Annotated in this window: 18 protein-coding genes and 1 tRNA gene; 15 read left to right on the top strand and 4 right to left on the bottom strand. The window is 38.3% G+C overall.

Annotation, left to right across the window (positions count from 1 at the left end):
- The first annotated feature begins 633 nt into the window (after positions 1-633).
- A complete protein-coding gene (locus JMN32_RS00795; protein WP_202854371.1) occupies positions 634-1,032 on the top strand; it encodes a transposase in 399 nt (132 codons plus the stop codon).
- A gap of 154 nt (positions 1,033-1,186) precedes the next feature.
- Here JMN32_RS00795 and JMN32_RS00800 read toward each other — a convergent pair whose 3' ends face one another.
- The 4 genes from JMN32_RS00800 to hflX all read right to left on the bottom strand — a co-directional run bounded on the left by JMN32_RS00800 (position 1,187) and on the right by hflX (position 4,156).
- Positions 1,187-2,059 (bottom strand): HEPN domain-containing protein, encoded by an 873-nt coding sequence (locus JMN32_RS00800; protein WP_202854372.1) that lies wholly within the window; start codon positions 2,057-2,059, stop codon positions 1,187-1,189.
- A 195-nt stretch (positions 2,060-2,254) separates the two neighbouring features.
- Complete coding sequence (locus JMN32_RS27210) at positions 2,255-2,611, bottom strand: hypothetical protein (RefSeq protein WP_238354298.1); 357 nt, start codon at positions 2,609-2,611, stop codon at positions 2,255-2,257.
- A gap of 241 nt (positions 2,612-2,852) precedes the next feature.
- A tRNA-Arg gene (locus tag JMN32_RS00810) sits at positions 2,853-2,924 on the bottom strand.
- A 59-nt stretch (positions 2,925-2,983) separates the two neighbouring features.
- Positions 2,984-4,156 carry a GTPase HflX gene (gene hflX, locus JMN32_RS00815; protein ID WP_202854373.1) on the bottom strand — a complete coding sequence of 391 codons (1,173 nt, stop codon included), beginning with the start codon at positions 4,154-4,156 and terminating at the stop codon, positions 2,984-2,986.
- A gap of 218 nt (positions 4,157-4,374) precedes the next feature.
- Here hflX and JMN32_RS00820 point away from each other — a divergent pair, with 218 nt between their 5' ends.
- From JMN32_RS00820 to uvrB, 14 genes are all read left to right on the top strand, one after another.
- Positions 4,375-5,481 carry a glycosyltransferase family 4 protein gene (locus JMN32_RS00820; protein ID WP_202854374.1) on the top strand — a complete coding sequence of 369 codons (1,107 nt, stop codon included), beginning with the start codon at positions 4,375-4,377 and terminating at the stop codon, positions 5,479-5,481.
- A gap of 55 nt (positions 5,482-5,536) precedes the next feature.
- The gene (gene rfbC / locus JMN32_RS00825; protein WP_202854375.1) at positions 5,537-6,088 is read left to right on the top strand and encodes a dTDP-4-dehydrorhamnose 3,5-epimerase; all 552 of its coding nucleotides are present in this window, start codon (positions 5,537-5,539) and stop codon (positions 6,086-6,088) included.
- Positions 6,089-6,150: 62 nt separating this feature from the next.
- A complete protein-coding gene (locus tag JMN32_RS00830) occupies positions 6,151-6,915 on the top strand; it encodes a polysaccharide biosynthesis/export family protein (protein ID WP_202854376.1) in 765 nt (254 codons plus the stop codon).
- A gap of 1 nt (position 6,916) precedes the next feature.
- Positions 6,917-9,268 (top strand): GumC family protein, encoded by a 2,352-nt coding sequence (locus tag JMN32_RS00835; protein ID WP_202854377.1) that lies wholly within the window; start codon positions 6,917-6,919, stop codon positions 9,266-9,268.
- Positions 9,261-9,992 (top strand): tyrosine-protein phosphatase, encoded by a 732-nt coding sequence (locus JMN32_RS00840; RefSeq protein WP_202854378.1) that lies wholly within the window; start codon positions 9,261-9,263, stop codon positions 9,990-9,992. Before JMN32_RS00835 ends, JMN32_RS00840 begins: the two co-directional genes overlap by 8 nt.
- A 1-nt stretch (position 9,993) precedes the next feature.
- A complete protein-coding gene (locus JMN32_RS00845; RefSeq protein WP_202854379.1) occupies positions 9,994-10,980 on the top strand; it encodes an NAD-dependent epimerase/dehydratase family protein in 987 nt (328 codons plus the stop codon).
- 64 nt (positions 10,981-11,044) lie between these two features.
- A complete protein-coding gene (locus JMN32_RS00850) occupies positions 11,045-12,448 on the top strand; it encodes a tetratricopeptide repeat protein (protein ID WP_202854380.1) in 1,404 nt (467 codons plus the stop codon).
- Positions 12,448-13,221 carry a phosphosulfolactate synthase gene (locus JMN32_RS00855; RefSeq protein WP_202854381.1) on the top strand — a complete coding sequence of 258 codons (774 nt, stop codon included), beginning with the start codon at positions 12,448-12,450 and terminating at the stop codon, positions 13,219-13,221. The genes JMN32_RS00850 and JMN32_RS00855 overlap by 1 nt, the downstream gene beginning before the upstream one ends.
- 9 nt (positions 13,222-13,230) lie before the next feature.
- Positions 13,231-14,172 carry a DUF368 domain-containing protein gene (locus JMN32_RS00860; RefSeq protein ID WP_202854382.1) on the top strand — a complete coding sequence of 314 codons (942 nt, stop codon included), beginning with the start codon at positions 13,231-13,233 and terminating at the stop codon, positions 14,170-14,172.
- Entirely contained in the window at positions 14,173-14,916 is a 744-nt protein-coding gene (locus JMN32_RS00865) for a shikimate dehydrogenase family protein (RefSeq protein WP_202854383.1), read from the top strand. It abuts the gene before it with no gap.
- A gap of 277 nt (positions 14,917-15,193) precedes the next feature.
- Complete coding sequence (locus JMN32_RS00870) at positions 15,194-15,628, top strand: hypothetical protein (RefSeq protein WP_202854384.1); 435 nt, start codon at positions 15,194-15,196, stop codon at positions 15,626-15,628.
- A 262-nt stretch (positions 15,629-15,890) separates the two neighbouring features.
- Positions 15,891-16,937 (top strand): hypothetical protein, encoded by a 1,047-nt coding sequence (locus JMN32_RS00875; protein WP_202854385.1) that lies wholly within the window; start codon positions 15,891-15,893, stop codon positions 16,935-16,937.
- 34 nt (positions 16,938-16,971) lie between these two features.
- Positions 16,972-17,775 (top strand): class I SAM-dependent methyltransferase, encoded by an 804-nt coding sequence (locus tag JMN32_RS00880; protein WP_202854386.1) that lies wholly within the window; start codon positions 16,972-16,974, stop codon positions 17,773-17,775.
- A gap of 156 nt (positions 17,776-17,931) precedes the next feature.
- Positions 17,932-19,959, top strand: coding sequence for an excinuclease ABC subunit UvrB (gene uvrB / locus JMN32_RS00885; protein ID WP_202854387.1), 2,028 nt, complete (start codon positions 17,932-17,934; stop codon positions 19,957-19,959).
- The last annotated feature ends 3 nt before the right edge of the window (positions 19,960-19,962 follow it).

A 19,962-nucleotide genomic window follows, 5' to 3' on the forward strand; every position in this document is an offset into this window, starting at 1 on the left:
GACCACTGCTTTGTCCTAAAACCTCAAAATTATTAAAAAGACAAATGAGATAACATACTAAAGCTAGCTTAATAGACGTTCTGATCATATACTTATCAATCTGATACCATAACAATAAATACTTACACGATTTATATAAATCAAATCGTTAATTGTAACCCATGTTATGTACCTAATATCAATTTTTAATCACGCCTGTAATAATTAATATAGTACTCTTATTCTATAAGTTATATTTAACTGACTATAAGTATATTAAAATTTTAACTGCTTACAAATTTCAATTATCATATGTGATTTTTAACACAAAATTTTAACTATTTAAATATTACATTTCCCTACTTATTGCAATCGTACATGTAANACTATTTAAATATTACATTTCCCTACTTATTGCAATCGTACATGTAAGAAAAAAATAAGGCTGGCGAAAATATATCGCCAGCCTTTCTAGTTGTTCCACAAAGTATTTTTTTGAGTGAATACAACCTCAAAAAAGGTAGTATTTAAAGACTACAATACCAACCAGCTAATGCTCTTACCTCCTACTCCCGTTGTTGGTGTTTTCACCAAAAACCAAAGCAACATAAGACCAATCCTGACAATTTAAGAACTAATTATTACCTTGAAAAAATGTATCAAGAATTAAAAGATGAGCACAACCACCTCCATTTGCTGTGGAAAATAAACCCAGAGCACTCTTTAGAAAATGTACAAAGGGATTTTATGAAATACACAGGCCAGATGATAAAATTCGACCTGCAAAAAAATCACACACAGTTATTGGAACATTTCCAGGTAAATTTGAAAGACAGAATCTACCAGTTCTGGCAACGCAATTCATTAAACAAATTGCTAAAATCAAGAAAGGTTATTGAGCAAAAACTGGATTACATACATAACAACCCGGTTAGAGGCAAATGGATGTTAGCGGATAACCCTCTGAAATATCACTTTTCTTCTGTCAGATTCTATAAGGAAGATAACCGAGAATTCAATTTTTTAACACATTATATGCAACATTTTGAATAGCTTGTTGGTGAAAACACCAACAAGGTGAGAGTGCTGTCTATACTATAATTGACAGCTCTTTTTTATTAAATCATAGGCTCTCGCTTCCATGCTGCAAACACAAGTCTAAAACAGACTTGCGCTAGATGTTTTTTTCAGTCGATGGCTCAATGCCCTATTCCCTCTCTCCGATCCGCGCTATCTTCTCAAGGCAAATTTCTTCAGTCAATTGCTTTAGCTCCTCCACCCTGGCCGCTAAATACTCTAAATCTCTTTTCGTGATGTGGTACTCCTTCATTTTATAGCGGGCATCTATATATGCTCTTTTCAGCAACTCAAACAACCGCTTGCTTTCGTTTGTGGACTTCGGGAATACATCAAATCTTTTATCACACATCTCCGCTTTTATACCCAGAGTTTCCAGATTATGGTCTTTGGGACGGTAGTCGGTAAATACCAGCAAGATGGTGGTGTAGTAGCGTTCAACAACTTGATGGAGTAAGAATGCTGCCTGATGCAGTTTATTTCGACTTAAATCAAAATTGAAAGTTTCATAGAAATCATTCGCACTTTCAAACCACTGGTCATAGTACTCCTGTGCCTTCTCCTGATATTGCTTTGCAGTGAGCTTTTTGGGTGAGGTCAGTTTGTGCTTGCCTGAGTCGTAGAGTACTATGCCTTCTTCTTTAATATCTTTAAAAAAGTAGTTACCGATACTTAGCGCCTGGTTGAAGTGCTTTATACCATGAAATATCATGCTTACCGGGGTAGATACCTCTCCGGTTTCTATGAGCTGGCTTTTTACCTGCTCTTCTATCTTAGCTTTGAATGAGAAGTTTTCATGCCTGAGCACTACCAGCAAATCAAAATCGCTCCGGTATTCGTAAATAGTGTCATTTTCTATGTAGCTATCCTCAACCCAATCCCCTTTGGCATAGCTTCCAAAGAGTATCAGCATCTCTACTTTGTCTATACCCGAAATAAGCTCAGTAAGCTTTTTTAATTCCTCTCTCTTGTTCTCCGGGATATTTTCTACCGTATTGCTCAAATGTCTGGATTTATTTAAGTCTGAAAGTTAATAATTATTATAGTTCTTTTTTGCTGTTTTTTGTGGCTTTGGGTAATGAGGTTATGCTGAAAGGCTGTGGGGGAAATGGAGCAATATTAATGTTCCTGCTATAAAGCTTGGGAACAGTTTGATTAGTTAGGCCCCACTTTACAACCAGTGCCAAGGCATTATTTTCTATTTTAAATTACTCCAAACCACTTCATTATTCTTTAAGGTGAATCTAGGTAGGAAGTTGAAAATAGAGACAACATCAAATTCAGGTTCCAGAACAATCCACCATTCGAGATTTTCTTTCTTCAAATCAATAGCAAACAGGTGATTTTCGTTTTTGGCTCGTATTATTAAATGGCAGTGGTTACTCATCACAACCCACACATATATTTCAAGGCCTTTTACCTTTTGACAATGCTTTAAACTGGCCAACAAAATACCTACATACTCAGGACGTGTAAATACATCTACCCACTGATGCACTGTAAATGTCACATAATGTACAGCCCCCTGATCTCGAACTACATATGCATATCCCATACTGCTAATTTAGCGTGCCACGTTGAAAACCCTACTAATCATTTTTTTATTATGTATGTGTGTCGCGTTGCAAACGCTACGATAAGGCTTCGACATTACAAATGTCGAAGAGCTAGGAGAGCTAGGGTGACAGTCACACCTTACCTATAAGAGATCCTGAATCTCCGCTGCGTTCAGGATGACGCTGTAATTTTAGAATGGGCATAAAACAAAAAAACCGATCATTTCTGATTGGTTTTTGTAGCCCCGACAGGAATCGAACCTGTATCTAAAGTTTAGGAAACTTCTATTCTATCCATTGAACTACGGGGCCATGGTTTTGGGGATGCAAATATAGATAAAAATCGAAAACACAAATAATATTTCCTGATCTTATACGTCTTTATTGTGCTCTTGACCAAGATAAAACTCGTCCTTCAGATAATTTGGAAATATCTGATAATGCCGCTTCTTTACTTTTTTAAAGATGAGTTCTCTTAGTCCATTAATATTTATCTTTTCTTGAGCAGATACAAAAACCTTTTCATCATCTTCCTCCATGTGCATGGAGTGCATTTTTTCTACCGGTTCCTCATCTTCATTTTCCAGCAAGTCAATTTTGTTAAACACATAAATCGTTGGCTTGTCAGATGCGCCTATATCTCGAAGCGTTTCTTTCACTACTCTGATGTGATCCTCATAAGCTGGATGCGAAACATCCACCACATGCAACAAAATATCCGCCTCACGCACCTCTGCCAAGGTAGACTTAAAAGATTCTATTAGGTGATGAGGCAGTTTTCTTATAAAACCAACTGTATCAGAAAGCAAGAACGGTATAGCTTGGATCACCACTTTTCGTACGGTTGAATCCACCGTAGCAAAGAGCTTATCTTCTGCCTTTACATCACTCTTAGAAAGCAATCGCATCAGAGTCGATTTGCCCACATTGGTATACCCCACCAACGCCACTCTCACAATATTGCTACGAGACTTGCGCTGTACAGCATTTTGTTTCTCAATCTTCTCCAATTTTTTCTTAAGTACCGATATCTGGTTTCTTATCATCCTTCTATCCGTTTCAATCTCCTTTTCACCGGCACCACCACGGGTTCCCGTACCACCACGCTGTCGTTCCAGGTGAGTCCACATTCTGGTCAATCTGGGCATCAGGTATTGATACCTGGCCAACTCCACCTGGGTTTTGGCCTGGGCAGTCTGAGCTCGGTTTAGAAAAATATCAAGGATTAGCAAACTTCGGTCATAAATCTGGCACTTCAGATCCTTCTCCAGGTTCCTCAATTGGGATGGAGAAAGGTCATCATCAAAAATTACCAAATCTATGTTATTGGCAACTACAAAAGCATGAACCTCCTCCAGTTTACCCTTACCAATAAAGGTACGCTTATCCGGTTGCTCCAGCTTTTGTGTAAAAATTTTTTCAGTAGTTATATCAGCAGTCAGAGCCAGAAAAGCCAGTTCGTCAAGGTGTTCCTCCACAACCCTGTCATCCTCGCCTTTTTTGGCTACACTTACCAGTACGCCTTTATTGCTTTTATCGTTCATAAAGCTTATATTAATATATATTCAGAACTTTTCATATTTAATCCAATGTCTATCCGGCAAAAACATAATGTAAAGTTCATATGACAACATGCCAAATTTATGGTTACATTTGTATGTTTATGCAGAATAAATATTTGAAAAATAATGATAACTAAGCAAAGCTATGAAATACCAGTAGCATTACTTATTATCAGAGGCAAGAATAATAGTTGGCAGTTATGAAAGTGGCAATAGTTTTAAACACTTCCTGGAATGTATATAATTTCAGAATGGGCTTAATTAAGGCCCTCCGTGAAAATAACCATGAGGTGATCGTTATAGCTCCTGAAGATGAATATTCCAAAAGAATAATAGATACAGGTTGTGACTTCCATAAAGTCAAAATGGATAGTCGCGGGGCCAATCCTATTAAAGATTTCGCTCTGATATTTGAACTTTACGGCATCTATAAAAAGACCAGACCAGATGTTATCCTGCATTACACCATTAAACCGAATATTTATGGCACCTTGGCAGCCAGTCTGTTAAAAATCCCTACAATAAACAATGTATGCGGCTTAGGAACAGTTTTTTTACAGAAAGGAATGGTTTCTAAAATAGCCCTTTTTATGTATAAAGTAGCTTTCCGCTTCCCCAAAAAGGTATTCTTTCAAAACAACCATGATTATGAACTTTTCATCAGGGAAAGATTGGTAAGAAAGCGCATAAGTGATATTCTTCCCGGTTCAGGGATCGATGTTTCGCATTTCCCGGCATTGCCATTCAAAAGGAATAAGCGTTTTACATTCCTGCTTATCTCCAGGCTCATCCATGACAAAGGTGTAATTGAATACATAGATGCCATCAAGCAGCTTAAATCTCAGGGAGTTGATGCTCAATTTCAGATTTTAGGAGCCAAAGACCCCAAGCACAAGAGAGGCATTAAGTTGGAGATTATTGACGAATGGATCAATAGCAATATTATTGAGTACCTCGGCACCACTGATGATGTAAGGCAATTCATCAATAAAGCTGATTGTGTTGTTTTACCATCTTACCGTGAAGGCACACCCAGAACGCTGCTTGAAGCCGCCAGTTCTGCCAAACCAATTGTAGCTACCGATGTTCCTGGCTGTAATAATGTGGTACAGGACAACTTCAATGGCTTCTTATGCAGGCTAAAGAGTTCCGAAGACCTCGCTGAAAAAATGCTGGCTATGATGAGCCTTGATGATCAGAAGATAGAACTCTTTGGCAAAAACAGCCGCACAAAAGTAGAAAAAGAGTTCAGCGAGGATATTGTTATCTCCCGTTACCTTGATTCATTAAAAGAATTAAACATATAAAAACTTTATTTCGTTAGCTGAGAGTCTTACTTTAGCGCTAAAAAGAAATTTCTATATGACTATCAAGGAGACTGGTTTTCAAGGACTGGTTGAAATCTTCCCTAGAGTATTCGAAGACGACCGTGGATTTTTTTTCGAAGTTTACAACAAACAGGTCTTTAAAGAGCACGGAATAAATTACGATTTTGTTCAGGATAACCAATCTTTTTCTCAAAAAGGTGTAATAAGAGGTTTGCACATGCAGTTACCTCCATTTGCCCAAGCTAAATTCGTGAAAGTGATTACGGGGAAAGTAATGGACGTAGTAGTAGATATGAGGCCTGAATCTGACACTTATGGGAAGATCTATTATTGTACGCTGGACAGCAAACTCAATAATAGCCTTATAATTCCTGAAGGGTTTGCTCATGGCTTTGTTGCATTGGAAGATTCTGTATTTAGTTATAAATGCAGCAACCTTTACAATAAAGATTCAGAAACTGGTATATTGTACAATGATGAAACTTTAAACATCGATTGGGGTATAGAAAACCCTATAGTATCTGAGAAGGATCTTCAACTGCCTACTTTCAAGGAATTTGTAGCCAGAAATGAAACCGTTCATTAAGTACCTAAGCCCAATTGAGTCTACTTCATAAGTGCTCAAAACTGTTCATTAACTTGCAAACTTTGAAAAATAATTATCTATATCTCGTAATCGTATGCCTGTTCTTCTCCGCCTGTAGTTCATACAAGCAAAACATCATGTTTAAAAAGGGGGATAGCTCGAATATATCAAAAATAGAACAGGAAAAGCAGCAGGCAGAAAGTAACTACATTATCAATATCAATGACTACCTGGAGTTGCAAGTATTCACAAAAAGTGGTGAAAAACTAATAGACCCGGAGTTTGCCCTTTCTACAGGAGAAGCACGGCTCAATGAGCAAAACGCAAGACCAAAACTCAATTACCTGGTAAAACAGGATGGTTTCGTAAAGTTACCTATGATCGGTGAGGCCAAATTACAGGGAATGACGATCAAGGAGGCTGAAGAAATACTGCAAGAGAAATATGCAACTTTTTATAAGGATCCATTTGTTAGTCTCAGGTACCTCAATAAGCGGGTGATCGTATTGGGAGCAATCGGGGGGCATGTTATTCCTCTGGAGAATGAAAATATAAAGGTAACTGAAGTACTGGCACTCTCGGAAGGGATAGACAATAACTCTAAGGTGCAAAATATCAGATTACTCAGGGGCGATGAGGCTTATTTCATTGACCTAAGCACTATAGAAGGCTACAGACAATCAAATATGATTGTAAGGTCAGGAGATATAATTTATGTAGAGCCCATAAGACGGCCATTCACTGAATTTATGAGGGAAAATGGCCCTGTAATATCAGTTTTAAGCAGTATGGCATCGCTTATTGCTGTTTTAATAAGTATACAATAGGTTGGAAAACAAGACTTTAAATCACTCTGAAATCAATAAACCCACGGAGGGAGTAGACTTCGAGAAGGCACTAACCGTGCTCAGAAAAAGTATACCCTGGGTTCTGATTATTTTTATAATAACAAACCTCGGTTCCTACCTCTACATAAGATGGACCAAACCACTTTATGAGTCCGAGTCGGAGCTCAAACTCGATGTAAAGTCTGATGCCACAGAGTTAGGACTCACTGGCCTTACCGAAAACAAGAACCTGAATATTATATCAGGGGAAATAGAGCTTCTCAAGTCAAAGCTATTTTTCAACAAAGTGATCGAAACTGTAGACCTTAGCATTAGCTACTACACTGCCGGCAAGGTCTTAAACGATGAAAAATTTGAAACATCACCTTTCATTGTCGATTATACGCTAAAGAACCCTTCCCTGCTAGATCGTCAGATCTTTATTACTATTCTCAGCAACAGTGAATATTCCATCAGTTTTTCTGATAATGCCAACTCCAAAGCTCAAACCCACAAGTTTGGAGAACCAGTTACTACCCCTGACATGGAGTTTATCATATACCTGACTGAGTATTTTGCACCTCAGGGTGATAGAAATTTCTTCTTTATCATCAATAGTGAGAGGTCACAGATAAATTACTTAAGCAGAAATTTGACTGTTGAACCCCTTAATCTGAATGCAAACACAATACGCATTGCCTTCAAAGACCATAACCCGCTAAAGGCGCGAGATCTTGTAAATGCCATTGACACCCTCTACCTGAACTATACTGAGGAAGAGAAAAATCTGGAGAATAAGCAGAAAATTGAATGGCTCAATAGTGAATTGAAACAAATTGAGCACCAACTTGAAGGCTATGAAGATTATTTTGAAAATTTCACCATAAAAAACAGGACCAACGATCTGGATGAAGACCTTCGAAAAACCATCATTGCCATCAATGCGATTGACTCCCAGAGGTATGAGCTAACAAAAAAGATTAAAGCCACCGAACAAATACAAAATGAAATAAAAATAGGGGGACTCGACACTTTGAAATATTCGCTAGGAGTATACCCTAAGTTCATATCAGATATGCTTACTGAGCTAACCGAGCTCCTTAATGAAAGAGAACATCTGAAACTTTCATACAACGAGTCTACTTACGCCTTTAAAAAGAAGGATCAGGAAATAGGAAACCTCATAAATAACCTTCAGACCCAACTTAAAACTTTAACAGAAAGGTATACATCTGAAATTCAAGACTTAATGATCAGGAAACGAAAACTGGAAAGCAGTTTTATAGAGTTGCCTGGAAAAAGTACTGAATACAATAAAAATCAAAGGTTCTTTAAACTGTATGAGGAGTTTTACCTTTCTCTTATGCAAAGCAAGGCTCAATTTCAGATTGCAGAGGCTGGCACTACTACTGATTTTAAAATACTGTCATCAGCAACCCTTCCTCAGGAGCCTATCTCTCCCAAGATAATTATAATATATGGCATAGGATTAGTTGCAGGTTTTTTTATGAGTCTTGTTTTTGTGAGCATACGCTACCTGCTGCACAACAAAATAAGTGCTATTCACGAAATCGAAAGATTGTCCAACGCACCTATTCTGGGCTCAATTCCCAGCACTTCAGACAAAATTGGAATGACCCAGTTGGTCATAGATAAAAAGCCAAAATCAGCAGTAAGTGAAGCCCTGAGATCTATACGTACTAACATTGAGTTTATGGTACCTGGAGGAAAAGACCGTGTCATTTCCATCACTTCTACCATTGGCGGTGAGGGGAAAACATTTGTTGCGGTAAACCTTGGCGCCATAATCGCTCTTTCCAAAAAGAAAGTACTCTTACTGGATCTGGACATGAGAAAACCAAGAGTACACCTGGCATTCCAGGATAAATACATAGGAAAAGGCATCAGCACTATACTGATCAACAAACACAGCGTAGAAGAATGTATACAAAAAACAGCGGTAGAAAATCTTGATTATATACCTGCCGGCCCTACTCCTCCAAACCCTTCCGAATTGTTATTAAACGGCGAGTATGACAGTCTCATCAATAAGCTGAAGCATGACTATGACATCATCATACTGGACACTCCGCCCGTCGGGCTGGTAACCGACGGAATTTTGGCCATGAAAAAGGCTAATCTCGCAATTTATGTTGTACGGGCGCACTACTCAAGAAAAATATTCTTAAACACGCTAAATAGGCTCATCAGTGTAAATCAATTCAAAAATATTGCTGTTATTTTAAATGCTACGTCTAATATTGGGGCAAACAGCTATGGTTATGGTTATTATGAAGAAAAACCTGAAACCGGTAATAATTTTATAAAAAGACTATTAGGCAAACGTGTTTAATTTTTTCAAAAAGAAATCAACAAAACCTGTTGACCGCTTACGTACCGATGTTCACTCGCACCTTCTTCCCAACCTTGATGATGGTGTAGAAAGCTATGAAGAAGCACTGAAGATCGTAAAAGGGTTTAGTGAGCTGGGTTATCAAAAGCTCATCACCACGCCTCATATCATGAGTGACTTTTATAATAACAGTGAAGATGACATCAAGCTTAAAATCATTGAACTAAACTCGTTGATCAACCAACAAGGGCTAAACATAGAAGTGGTACCTGGTGCTGAATACTATCTGGATGAAAAGCTTCTTGAAAACATAAGAGACAACAACAAAGAGTTCCTCACTTTTGGAGACAATTACCTCCTTTTCGAGACCTCATTTATGAATGAACCCTTTTATCTCAAGGAGTTTGTTTTTGAAGCCAAATCCAGGGGAATCAATCCAATAATGGCACATCCTGAAAGATATACTTATATTCACGGTAATTTTGATATTGCTACTGATCTTATGGATAGAGGTGTACTTTTTCAAATTAATATCAATTCCTTTGTTGGTTACTACTCTAAAGAAGTAAAGAAGACAGCAGAAAAGCTGGTAGATGCCGGGTATGTTCATCTGTTGGGTAGCGACTGCCATAATATGAAGCACTTTAACGTTCTGCAAAAGTCAAGAACTGAAAAATATTATTATAAAGCCTTACAATTACCTTTAATCAACTATACACTCTAATATGATCTTGGTTACCGGAGCTAATGGATTTCTGGGCAGTTACATTTGCAGGAAATTGCTAAAAGAGCAATTTCCTTTTATTGCCATGGTCCGTCCATCCAGTGATCTTAGTCTGCTGGAGGATATATTAGAAAATATAACTATACATGAAGGTGATATTCTCGACACAGAAAGCTTCACTACTGTATTAGAAGAGGTGGATGATATTATTCATTGCGCAGCGATCGTATCATACAATGCGAAAGACCGACAAAAAATGAATGAGGTCAATATAGCTGGTACGCGTAACATAGTTAACCTGGCACTGACAAACCCAAACAAGTACTTTATCCATGTTAGCTCTGTTGCTGCATTGGGGCGGAATAAACATTCTGGCCGGGTAGATGAAAATAACAAATGGGAAAACTCTAAATGGAACACCAGCTATGGGGAATCCAAGTACCTGGCTGAGTTGGAAGTATGGAGGGCAATTATGGAAGGACTTAATGCTGTCATCATTAATCCATCAGTAATTTTAGGACCGGGGAACTGGGATAAAAGCAGTGCGAAGCTATTCAAATATGTATGGAATGAGAAACCCTTTTACACATCTGGCGTATTGAACTATGTAGATGTTCGTGATGTTGCAGATATTGTATTTAAGCTATTGAACAAAAGGGTTTCCGGAGAGCGGTATATTATTAATGCAGACAACATCCCAATTAAGGATTTTTTCGAAAAGATAGCGTCCGCATTTAATAAAAAAGCTCCTCGAATAAAGGCCAATGGCTTTTTATTGAAACTTGCTCGTATGTCACAAAGTATCAAGTCATTATTTACGGGTTCTTCTCCAACTATAACGCGTGAAACAGCCCGGGTAGGTGATAGCAAAATTTACTTTGATAATAGTAAGATCAAGAGCGAACTAAATCATAACTTTGTTACTCTTTCAAATACTATTAACTGGACTTGTGAGTTCTACTTAAAGAAAAACCTTACTAAAAATTAAGTAGCTTTCTTATTTAACTTTAGGGTTAAATTAACTAAATTGTTTAAACTGTTGAGGTGATTGAATGGCTGAGAATTTTAAGAGAAAAGAAGAAAACGAACTGATTAAGAGGTTCGAAGATCACATAAAAAATAAGGCAAGTTACTTTTTTGAACTTGATAGTTTCGAGCAGATTATTGGCTTTTATATTGACCGAGGACAGTATAAGCGTGCTCTGAATGCTACCAACATGGCTATGGAACAATACCCATTCTCCATAGAGCTAATTGTAACAAAAGCCCAGATACTTAGTAACCTTGAGGAATATGAAGAAGCTCTAAAGCTTCTTCAAAAAGCCGAATCTTTTCAACCCAATGACTCCGAAATACACTTACTAAAAGGATCCATTTATTCTCTTCAGGCTAATTACCTGGCTGCCATCGATACTTACATTACTACGCTTCCGTTTGCAGAAGAAAAAGATGAAGTCTACTATAGCATAGGCCTGGCTTACCAAAGCATGGAAGACTATGACAAGGCCATTGAATCCTACAAAAACGCCATTGCTGAGAATATTTTTCACGATGGCGCCTTGTACGAATTGGCATACTGCCTCGACATTACCGGCGAACTTGAAAGCAGCATTTCTTATTACAATCAGTTTATTGATGCGGACCCTTACTCACAAGCCGCATGGTATAACCTCGGAATCGTTTACAATAAGCTAGGTCGCTATGAAGAAGCTATTAAAGCCTATGATTACGCCACAGTAATTGAAGAAAATTTTTCATCCGCATACTTTAATATGGGCAACACTTATGCCCAACTAGAGCAATATTCTGAAGCTCTAAATGCATACAAAAAAACCATAGATATTGAAGGTCCCAGCCCTGAAGTCTATTGCCAGATGGCGTCAGTCTATGAAAGAATGCAACAGTATGAATTAGGCCTCAAATATTTCCAAAAAGCCACTAAGCTCGACAACTTGTATGACGAGGCATGGTATGGGGCCGGCAAGTGCCTGAACATGCAGCAAAAATGGTATCAGTCTCTCCATTTCTACAACAAAGCTTTAAAACTGGACCATGAAAATCCTGACTATTGGAAAGCTGTTGCAGAAACAGAATATAAGATTGGCAACATAGTTTCTAGTATAGATGCTTATGAAGAGGCCAGTATGCTTACCCCAGAAGATAAGGAAATCTGGTTAAACTGGTCATACATATATTATGAACAAGGAGAATACGAAAAAGCTATAGACCTGATTATAAGCGGATTAACAGACAATCCTGACGACGCCGACTTCTTCTACAGACTTACCGTTTACCTCATTAGTGCAGGCAAATACAAAGAAGCCTTTAATTATTTAGAAAATGCATTAATTTTGGACTTCGATAAACATGAAGTCCTGTTTGAGTTTTTTCCACAGCTTGAAACTCAGAAGGCTCTATACAAAATTATTGATCAATTTAGAAAAGAAAATTCCTAATGAATTATACTTTAAACAACATTCCTGAGCGAACTACAAAGCCCAGGCAATATGGCTTTACTATGGCTATGGACAAAGGTCTCAGCATTCGTGAAGTTGAAGATTTTTTAAGCATTTGTGAAGGTCACGTTGACATCGTCAAGCTAGGCTGGGCTACTTCCTACGTTACGCCCAACTTAAAAGACAAAATAAAAGTATATCATGATGCAGGTATTCCGGTTTATTTCGGAGGTACCTTATTCGAATCATTTATAGTCAGAGGTCAGTTTGACGACTATAGAAAAGTATTAGATAAGTATAACCTACAGTATGCAGAGGTTTCTGATGGGTCAATTGAAATGGACCATGACAAGAAATGTGACTTTATTAGCAAATTATCCCAACAGGTAACAGTTTTATCTGAAGTAGGTTCAAAAGACGAAGAAAAGATTATACCTCCGTATCAATGGATAAAACTAATGCAGGCTGAACTTGACGCAGGTGCCTGGAAGGTAATTGGTGAAGCGCGTGAAGGCGGTAACGTTGGCCTCTTCCGTTCTACGGGAGAAGTAAGATCAGGTCTTGTTCAAGAGATCTTAACCAAGATTCCTTTCGAAAAAATTATTTGGGAAGCTCCTCAAAAAGCACAGCAAGTTTGGTTTATCAAGCTTTTGGGGGCTAACGTTAATTTGGGTAATATCGCTCCCAATGAAGTTATTCCTCTGGAAACAATACGCTTAGGATTAAGAGGCGATACTTTTAATCATTTTCTTTCGTTAAACGAAAAAAGCTGAGCGTACTAAATGAATAAACTGAAAGAAACCCTGCTCACCTACCTAAAAGGGGTGGGCATGGGTGGCGCCGATGTTGTACCAGGCGTATCCGGAGGAACAATTGCTTTCATCACCGGCATATATGAACAACTGCTAGATTCAATTAAAGCTTTCGATCTGGAAGCATTCAAGCTGCTGCTCACTTTTCAGGTTATTCCATTTTGGACAAAGGTTAATGGAAGATTCCTGCTACCACTGTTCTTAGGAATCATCACGAGCTTTCTTACCCTTGCCAAACTTATCATTTACTTATTGGCAAATCATCCTATACCATTGTGGTCATTCTTTTTTGGCCTCATTATTATTTCAGCTATTCTGGTACTCAGAGCCATCAATCGATGGACCATCGGAGTTACCTTGGCCATACTGGCGGGCATTGCCATTGCCTATTTTATAACGGTAACCAGCCCAGCCGAAACACCTAACGAACCTTGGTTTGTGTTTATATCCGGGGCTATTGCCGTTTGCGCCATGATATTACCCGGTATTTCCGGCTCATTTATACTACTCATACTTGGTAAGTATGAATATATGATGACTGCACTAAGCACCCTGGACATATTAACTGTGGCTATTTTTGCCCTTGGTTGTGTAGTTGGACTATTGTCATTTGTACGGGTTATTTCATGGCTGCTTAAAAACTACCACAACCTGGCCATTGGCCTTCTTTCAGGCTTCATGATTGGTAGTTTAAATAAAGTATGGCCCTGGAAAATTCCGATTAAGTTTAGAGTCAACAGCCATGGGGAGCAAGTAGCATATATCACAAGAAATGTTTTCCCTGCTGAGTACTACGAAAGATTAGGGGAGTTCCCTCAAGTTTTAGTAGCCATTTTGTTTATGGCACTCGGAATCTTTATTGTTGTTGCAATTGAAAAAATAGCCAATTACAAGTCAAAATCACCAAGATAAATGAGCGTATATGGTTTAATAGGGAAAAAACTTGCTCACTCCTTCTCAAAAAAATACTTTACAGAAAAATTTGAGACGGAGAAGCTTAGCTCTTGTAGCTATGAACTATTTGAACTGCCCACTATAGATAAGCTTACACAATTGGTACGCACATTACCAGGCTTGGCTGGTCTCAATGTAACTATTCCCTATAAGGAAGAAGTTATACCAATGTTAGATGAAGTTCACGACAAAGCTCGTGAAATAGGAGCAGTAAATGTAATAAAAGTATGTAATGGCAAATTAACCGGATACAACTCTGATTACTTTGGTTTCAAGAAATCCTTAATTAATTGGCTAGACGAACCTGGCAAAATAAGGGCCCTAATCCTAGGTACAGGAGGAGCTTCCAAAGCTGTAATTGCGGCACTGAAGGACTTATCCATATCATATCAGTTAGTATCACGCAATCCGGAAAAAGGAAATCTAAGTTATGTCTCACTAAAGAAGACTCCTGAAATTATTAAGAGTCATCACCTTATTATAAATACCACTCCTCTGGGAATGTATCCCCAAATGGATTCTGCACCAGACCTGGATTATTCTCTCATTTCAGATAAGCATTACCTTTATGACCTGGTCTACAATCCCGAGATCACTCGATTCCTTGAGACAGGACTTAATTCCGGAGCAAAGGTCAAAAACGGCTCTGAAATGCTACATTTACAAGCTGAAAAGTCATGGAAAATCTGGAACCAGAGATAAGTTCTTGTAAGTTTTTACCTTAAAAAGTCATTACCAGCACCAGTAATAGTATACAAAAAATAAAGTCACCTCTTTCATCCCCTTCAATTTACACACCCTATTATACCAATACACTAAAAACCAAAACCTTATCAATTAAACGATATCCAACCCAGATCTTTTTTTATCATTTACATGATAAAAGTCACGAAGTAATGTATTGAATTAAACCCCAATGGAGAAATCACTATTTAGACACTATCTTTGGGGGATTTATAGAAGCTAAAACTAATAAAGAATGAAAGAACTACTTAAATTAACTAAAAACGGATCTAAAGTACCGTACTTGACTTTTTCTCTTGCAGAGAATAAAACCTTAATGTTTAACTGGAATGGTTTTTTGGATGTGGAGAATATCATTAAGTCTCACGAACAATCTCTAGACCTGATCAAAAAACATAATGTAACAAAACTTGTTGAAGATGTTAGAAAATTTTCAGGGCCATTTTCAAAAGCTAATGATTGGTTCATTAAAACATATGCTCCAGCAGTCGTCAAAATGGGAGTTACTAAAACTGCAGTAATATTAAATGATAACGTGTTTACTCAATTGTCAGTAAATGACCTAAAGGAGAACCCTGAGTTTAAAGCAATAGGTCTTTTATATAAGGTATTTAATTCAGAAGAAGACGCTAATGAGTGGCTTCATGAAACTTCAACGCAATCCGTTTAACAAAAACTTCTCGTTCTCTCTGTGACATTTAGGTGTTTAAACGTGTTTCACAGAGAGAACTTATAATTCCTCCAAAAAACTTACATTTCATATTTAGCTGATATTATGACATTTATCACATGCTATATACTTTAAGCTCATTATATCCAGAAAAATGAAATATTAATATTTTTTAAAATAACAAATTATTACCTATGTAGTTGAATACTAATTATTTCGTTTCAGTTGTACTGCTATCTTTCTAAATTTCTTCAAAAAAACTATGATAGGTGCAAATGTAAACGGTATAAAAGTCGAAGATCTCTTCCAATGTTACGACAAGTACAACTTCCTTTATCAGGAGAAAAAGGAGAAAATGCGGTATCTCTACCCAATGATCAAAGCCAACTGGAGCATAGCTATGGATATGCCTTGGGAAAATTTTCTGTTATTAACCTATAACCGTCCTGAAAAAGATTTGTTCGCTTCAGTTTCTGCATGGAGAAGTACTTTCAGAAGTTACCTCATCCAGCATATGGTTTCTAACCATGCAGAAAACACCAGGCTTATTTTACTCCACTTTCTAGAATTACTCAAAGAAGACATAGTGGAGAATAATGCCATTCAGGTGTATTACCAACCTAAAACTAAGTTTGCTCATAATATGTTTTCACACCTGGAAAGCGTAGCAGGTCCTTCGCATAGCCACCTGCGCACATACAGGTTCCTCAGCTACCCACTCAAGCCAATACACCTAAACTCCTCCTCCATATATGCAGAAGAGCTAAACTCAAATAATAAGGAGGACATCCTGCAGTTTGTGACCCAAGAACGTGGTCAGTTCTACACATGGGTTCAAGACCTTGATTCTGATGACTTTAATCTTTCAGAGCTGGATGCTAATTATAAAAAATATGGGTTATCAAGGACCAGAAAGGTTGTTGCCTATAAGGACAGTAAAAATAATATTCTTGGTATAACCTTAATCAATAAGGCTTCTGCAGGCTTGAATTTCAGCTTATTGGAAAATTCAACAGAAATCATTCTTAACTCAAAGCAGCCTATATGGGTGATCAATGAAGTACTAAACAATATACTCTACCATTTGCCCAGTGATTATATTAAATCTGACATTAACCAGATTCCTCTACTGATAGACCCTCAATACGAAGATTTGGTTAATGCCTATGGTGGAACTACCATGAGAACGTACAACTACTTTACGTGTGACAGCACCGTTCAAGACAAATGGAGCCTCTACCTCGTGAACGAGCTAAAATCAGTTCACGAACATTTGCTAGTTAAAAATGAACAATCCAAGGTTTCCTAATCAAAAGCAGGTTACCCCATAAACCAACATATATATGAATACTACTAATGTAAAACAATCAAAATATTTTATGGATGATCCGCGTGAAGCTGGGCGGTTAGACGCCAAAGTGAATACGGATGAATTCATTGAAAACTTTATTTTACCATACTTAAAAGAAGAAACAACCGCAAAAATGGTGGACATAGGATGTGGCGCTGGTGCCATAACCTCTGCTCTAGCCAAAAAATTTACAAATGCGTCCATTAAAGGTGTGGACCTGAGCGCAGACCGGCTTGCTAACGCTCGCGAAAAATGCGCTTATATTGGCAATGCAGAATTCGTTCAGGGAAGCATTTATGAAATCCCTCTTAAAGACAATTCAGCAGACTTTCTATATACCAGATTTTTGCTGGAATACCTGAAAGACCCTGTAAGTGGTATTAAAGAAATGCATCGCGTTTGTAAGAAAAATGGTCTTGTGATGCTGCAGGACCTTGACGGTCAACTGCTATTTCATTACCCTGAAACGATAGAAAACCTTGACAAGGTACTGAATGGACTATCGAAAACCGGCTTCGATCCGATGATTGGAAGAAAACTTCTGCACTACGGGCTCCTTGCAGGCTTTGAGTTAGAGCACATCGACATTCGCCCATATCATTTCATTGTGGGAAAAATCGACGAAAAGAATGACCACCTATGGGACTTAAAAATGGAAATTGCCTTACCCAAATTTGAAGACATACTGGGAAGTATGGAAAAGGCTAAAAAATTCAAAGATGATTTCATGGCATTTTTGAGAGATCCACAAACCATGATGTATTCCAACTTATGCACCATTTATTTAAAAAAATAACCCGCTAACCTCCATTACAATACGCCCGGCACTCTCAGTACCGGGCGTATTTTTTATTATCCAATCTACTATATTCAAACTCCCGCCTTTTCTCCGAACCCTTATACTTTTCTATTCGTTAATCTCTAGATTTGGATAGCATCACACAAACTTATTATGAAATTTGAGATAAGCAGTGAATATTCTCCCACTGGAGATCAACCAAAAGCAATTAACGAATTAACTGTTGGTATTGAGTCTGGTGAAAGATTCCAGACCCTATTAGGGGCAACCGGTACGGGTAAAACGTTTACAATGGCCAATGTAATTGCCAATGTAAACAAGCCTACTATAGTACTATGCCACAACAAAACCCTGGCAGCTCAATTATATGGTGAATTCAAAAGGTTTTTCCCTAATAATGCCGTAGAGTATTTTATTTCATACTATGATTATTACCAGCCGGAGGCATTTATTCCGTCATCAAATCTTTATATTGAAAAGGACCTTTCCATCAATGAAGAAATTGAAAAATTGCGCCTGAGTGCTACCTCTTCTTTGCTCACGGGGCGACGTGACATAATTGTAATAGCCTCTGTTTCATGTATTTATGGTATAGGTAATCCAGAAGAATTTGGAAGAAACGTCATCACACTAAAAGTAGGCGAAGCTATTGCCAGAAACAAGCTACTTTTTTCACTGGTAGATATCCTGTATAGCAGGACCGAGGCTGAGTTTAAAAGAGGTAACTTCAGGGTAAAAGGAGATACTGTAGATATATTCATTGCTTACGGAGATTTTGCTTACCGTATAATATTCTGGGGCGACGAAATCGAATCAATCCAAAGAATAGATCCAGAATCAGGAAAGACAATTTCTGAAGAATCCGTCATATCCATCTTCCCCGCCAACCTTTTCGTAACAGGTAAAGACCTGCTGCACAGCGCTATCCATGAAATTCAGGACGACTTGGTAGCCCAGGTAAATCACTTTGAGACAGAACGTAGACACCTGGAAGCCAAACGCGTAAAAGAACGTACCGAATTTGACATTGAAATGATGCGCGAACTAGGCTATTGTTCCGGTATTGAAAATTACTCACGCTACTTTGACCGCAGGGAACCCGGTGCCAGACCATTCTGCCTTCTTGATTATTTTCCTGATGACTACTTGATGATTATTGATGAAAGCCACGTAACAGTACCCCAGGTACGCGCTATGTGGGGTGGCGACCGTTCACGAAAAGTAAATCTAGTCGATTTTGGTTTCAGGCTACCTGCAGCCCTAGACAACAGGCCATTGACATTCAACGAATTTGAAGCCATGCTCAACCAGGTAGTTTATGTCAGCGCAACACCGTCAGAGTATGAACTAAGGAAATCAGAAGGGGTTGTTGTGGAGCAGATCATCAGGCCTACCGGCCTACTTGATCCCATCATAGACGTTAGGCCAAGCCTTAATCAAATAGACGATTTACTGGAAGAAATTGACGAAAGGGTAAAGAAGGAGGAGCGGATATTGGTGACAACGCTCACCAAGCGAATGGCAGAAGAATTGACAAAATTTCTAGAGCGTGCCGGGGTTAAGTGTCGATACATCCATAGCGAAGTTGATACATTAGACAGAGTCGAAATTCTAAGAGAGCTCCGACTGGGAGTATTTGACGTTCTCGTTGGGGTAAACCTACTGAGAGAAGGGCTTGACCTGCCTGAGGTATCCCTCGTGGCCATACTGGATGCTGACAAAGAAGGCTTCCTGCGTAATCAACGTTCATTGATCCAGACGATAGGCAGAGCCGCTCGAAATGCAAATGGTATGGTGATCATGTATGCTGATAGCGTTACAGAGTCCATGAGAGCCTCTATCGATGAAACCAACAGAAGAAGGAGCATACAAATGGCCTATAATAAGAAGCATGGTATCACTCCTACGACCATACTGCGCTCAAAAGAGTCAATACTCCAACAAACAGGCGTAGCGGATAACAAAAAAAGCGGTAAAAAGTACTATACAGGGGAAGAGCCAGCATCAGTTGCAGCAGACCCAGTTGTTGCCTATATGGGTAAAAATGACCTGGAGAAGTTGATTAATAAAACTCAAAAGGCTATGGAAAAGGCTGCCAAGGAACTTAATTTCATGGAAGCAGCAAAGTTACGTGATGAAATGATCGAACTCAAAAAACTATTCGAGGAAAAGCAAGAGTAACAT

It is taken from the genome of Fulvivirga marina (genome assembly GCF_016775155.1).
In the GTDB taxonomy this organism is placed as follows: domain Bacteria; phylum Bacteroidota; class Bacteroidia; order Cytophagales; family Cyclobacteriaceae; genus Fulvivirga; species Fulvivirga marina.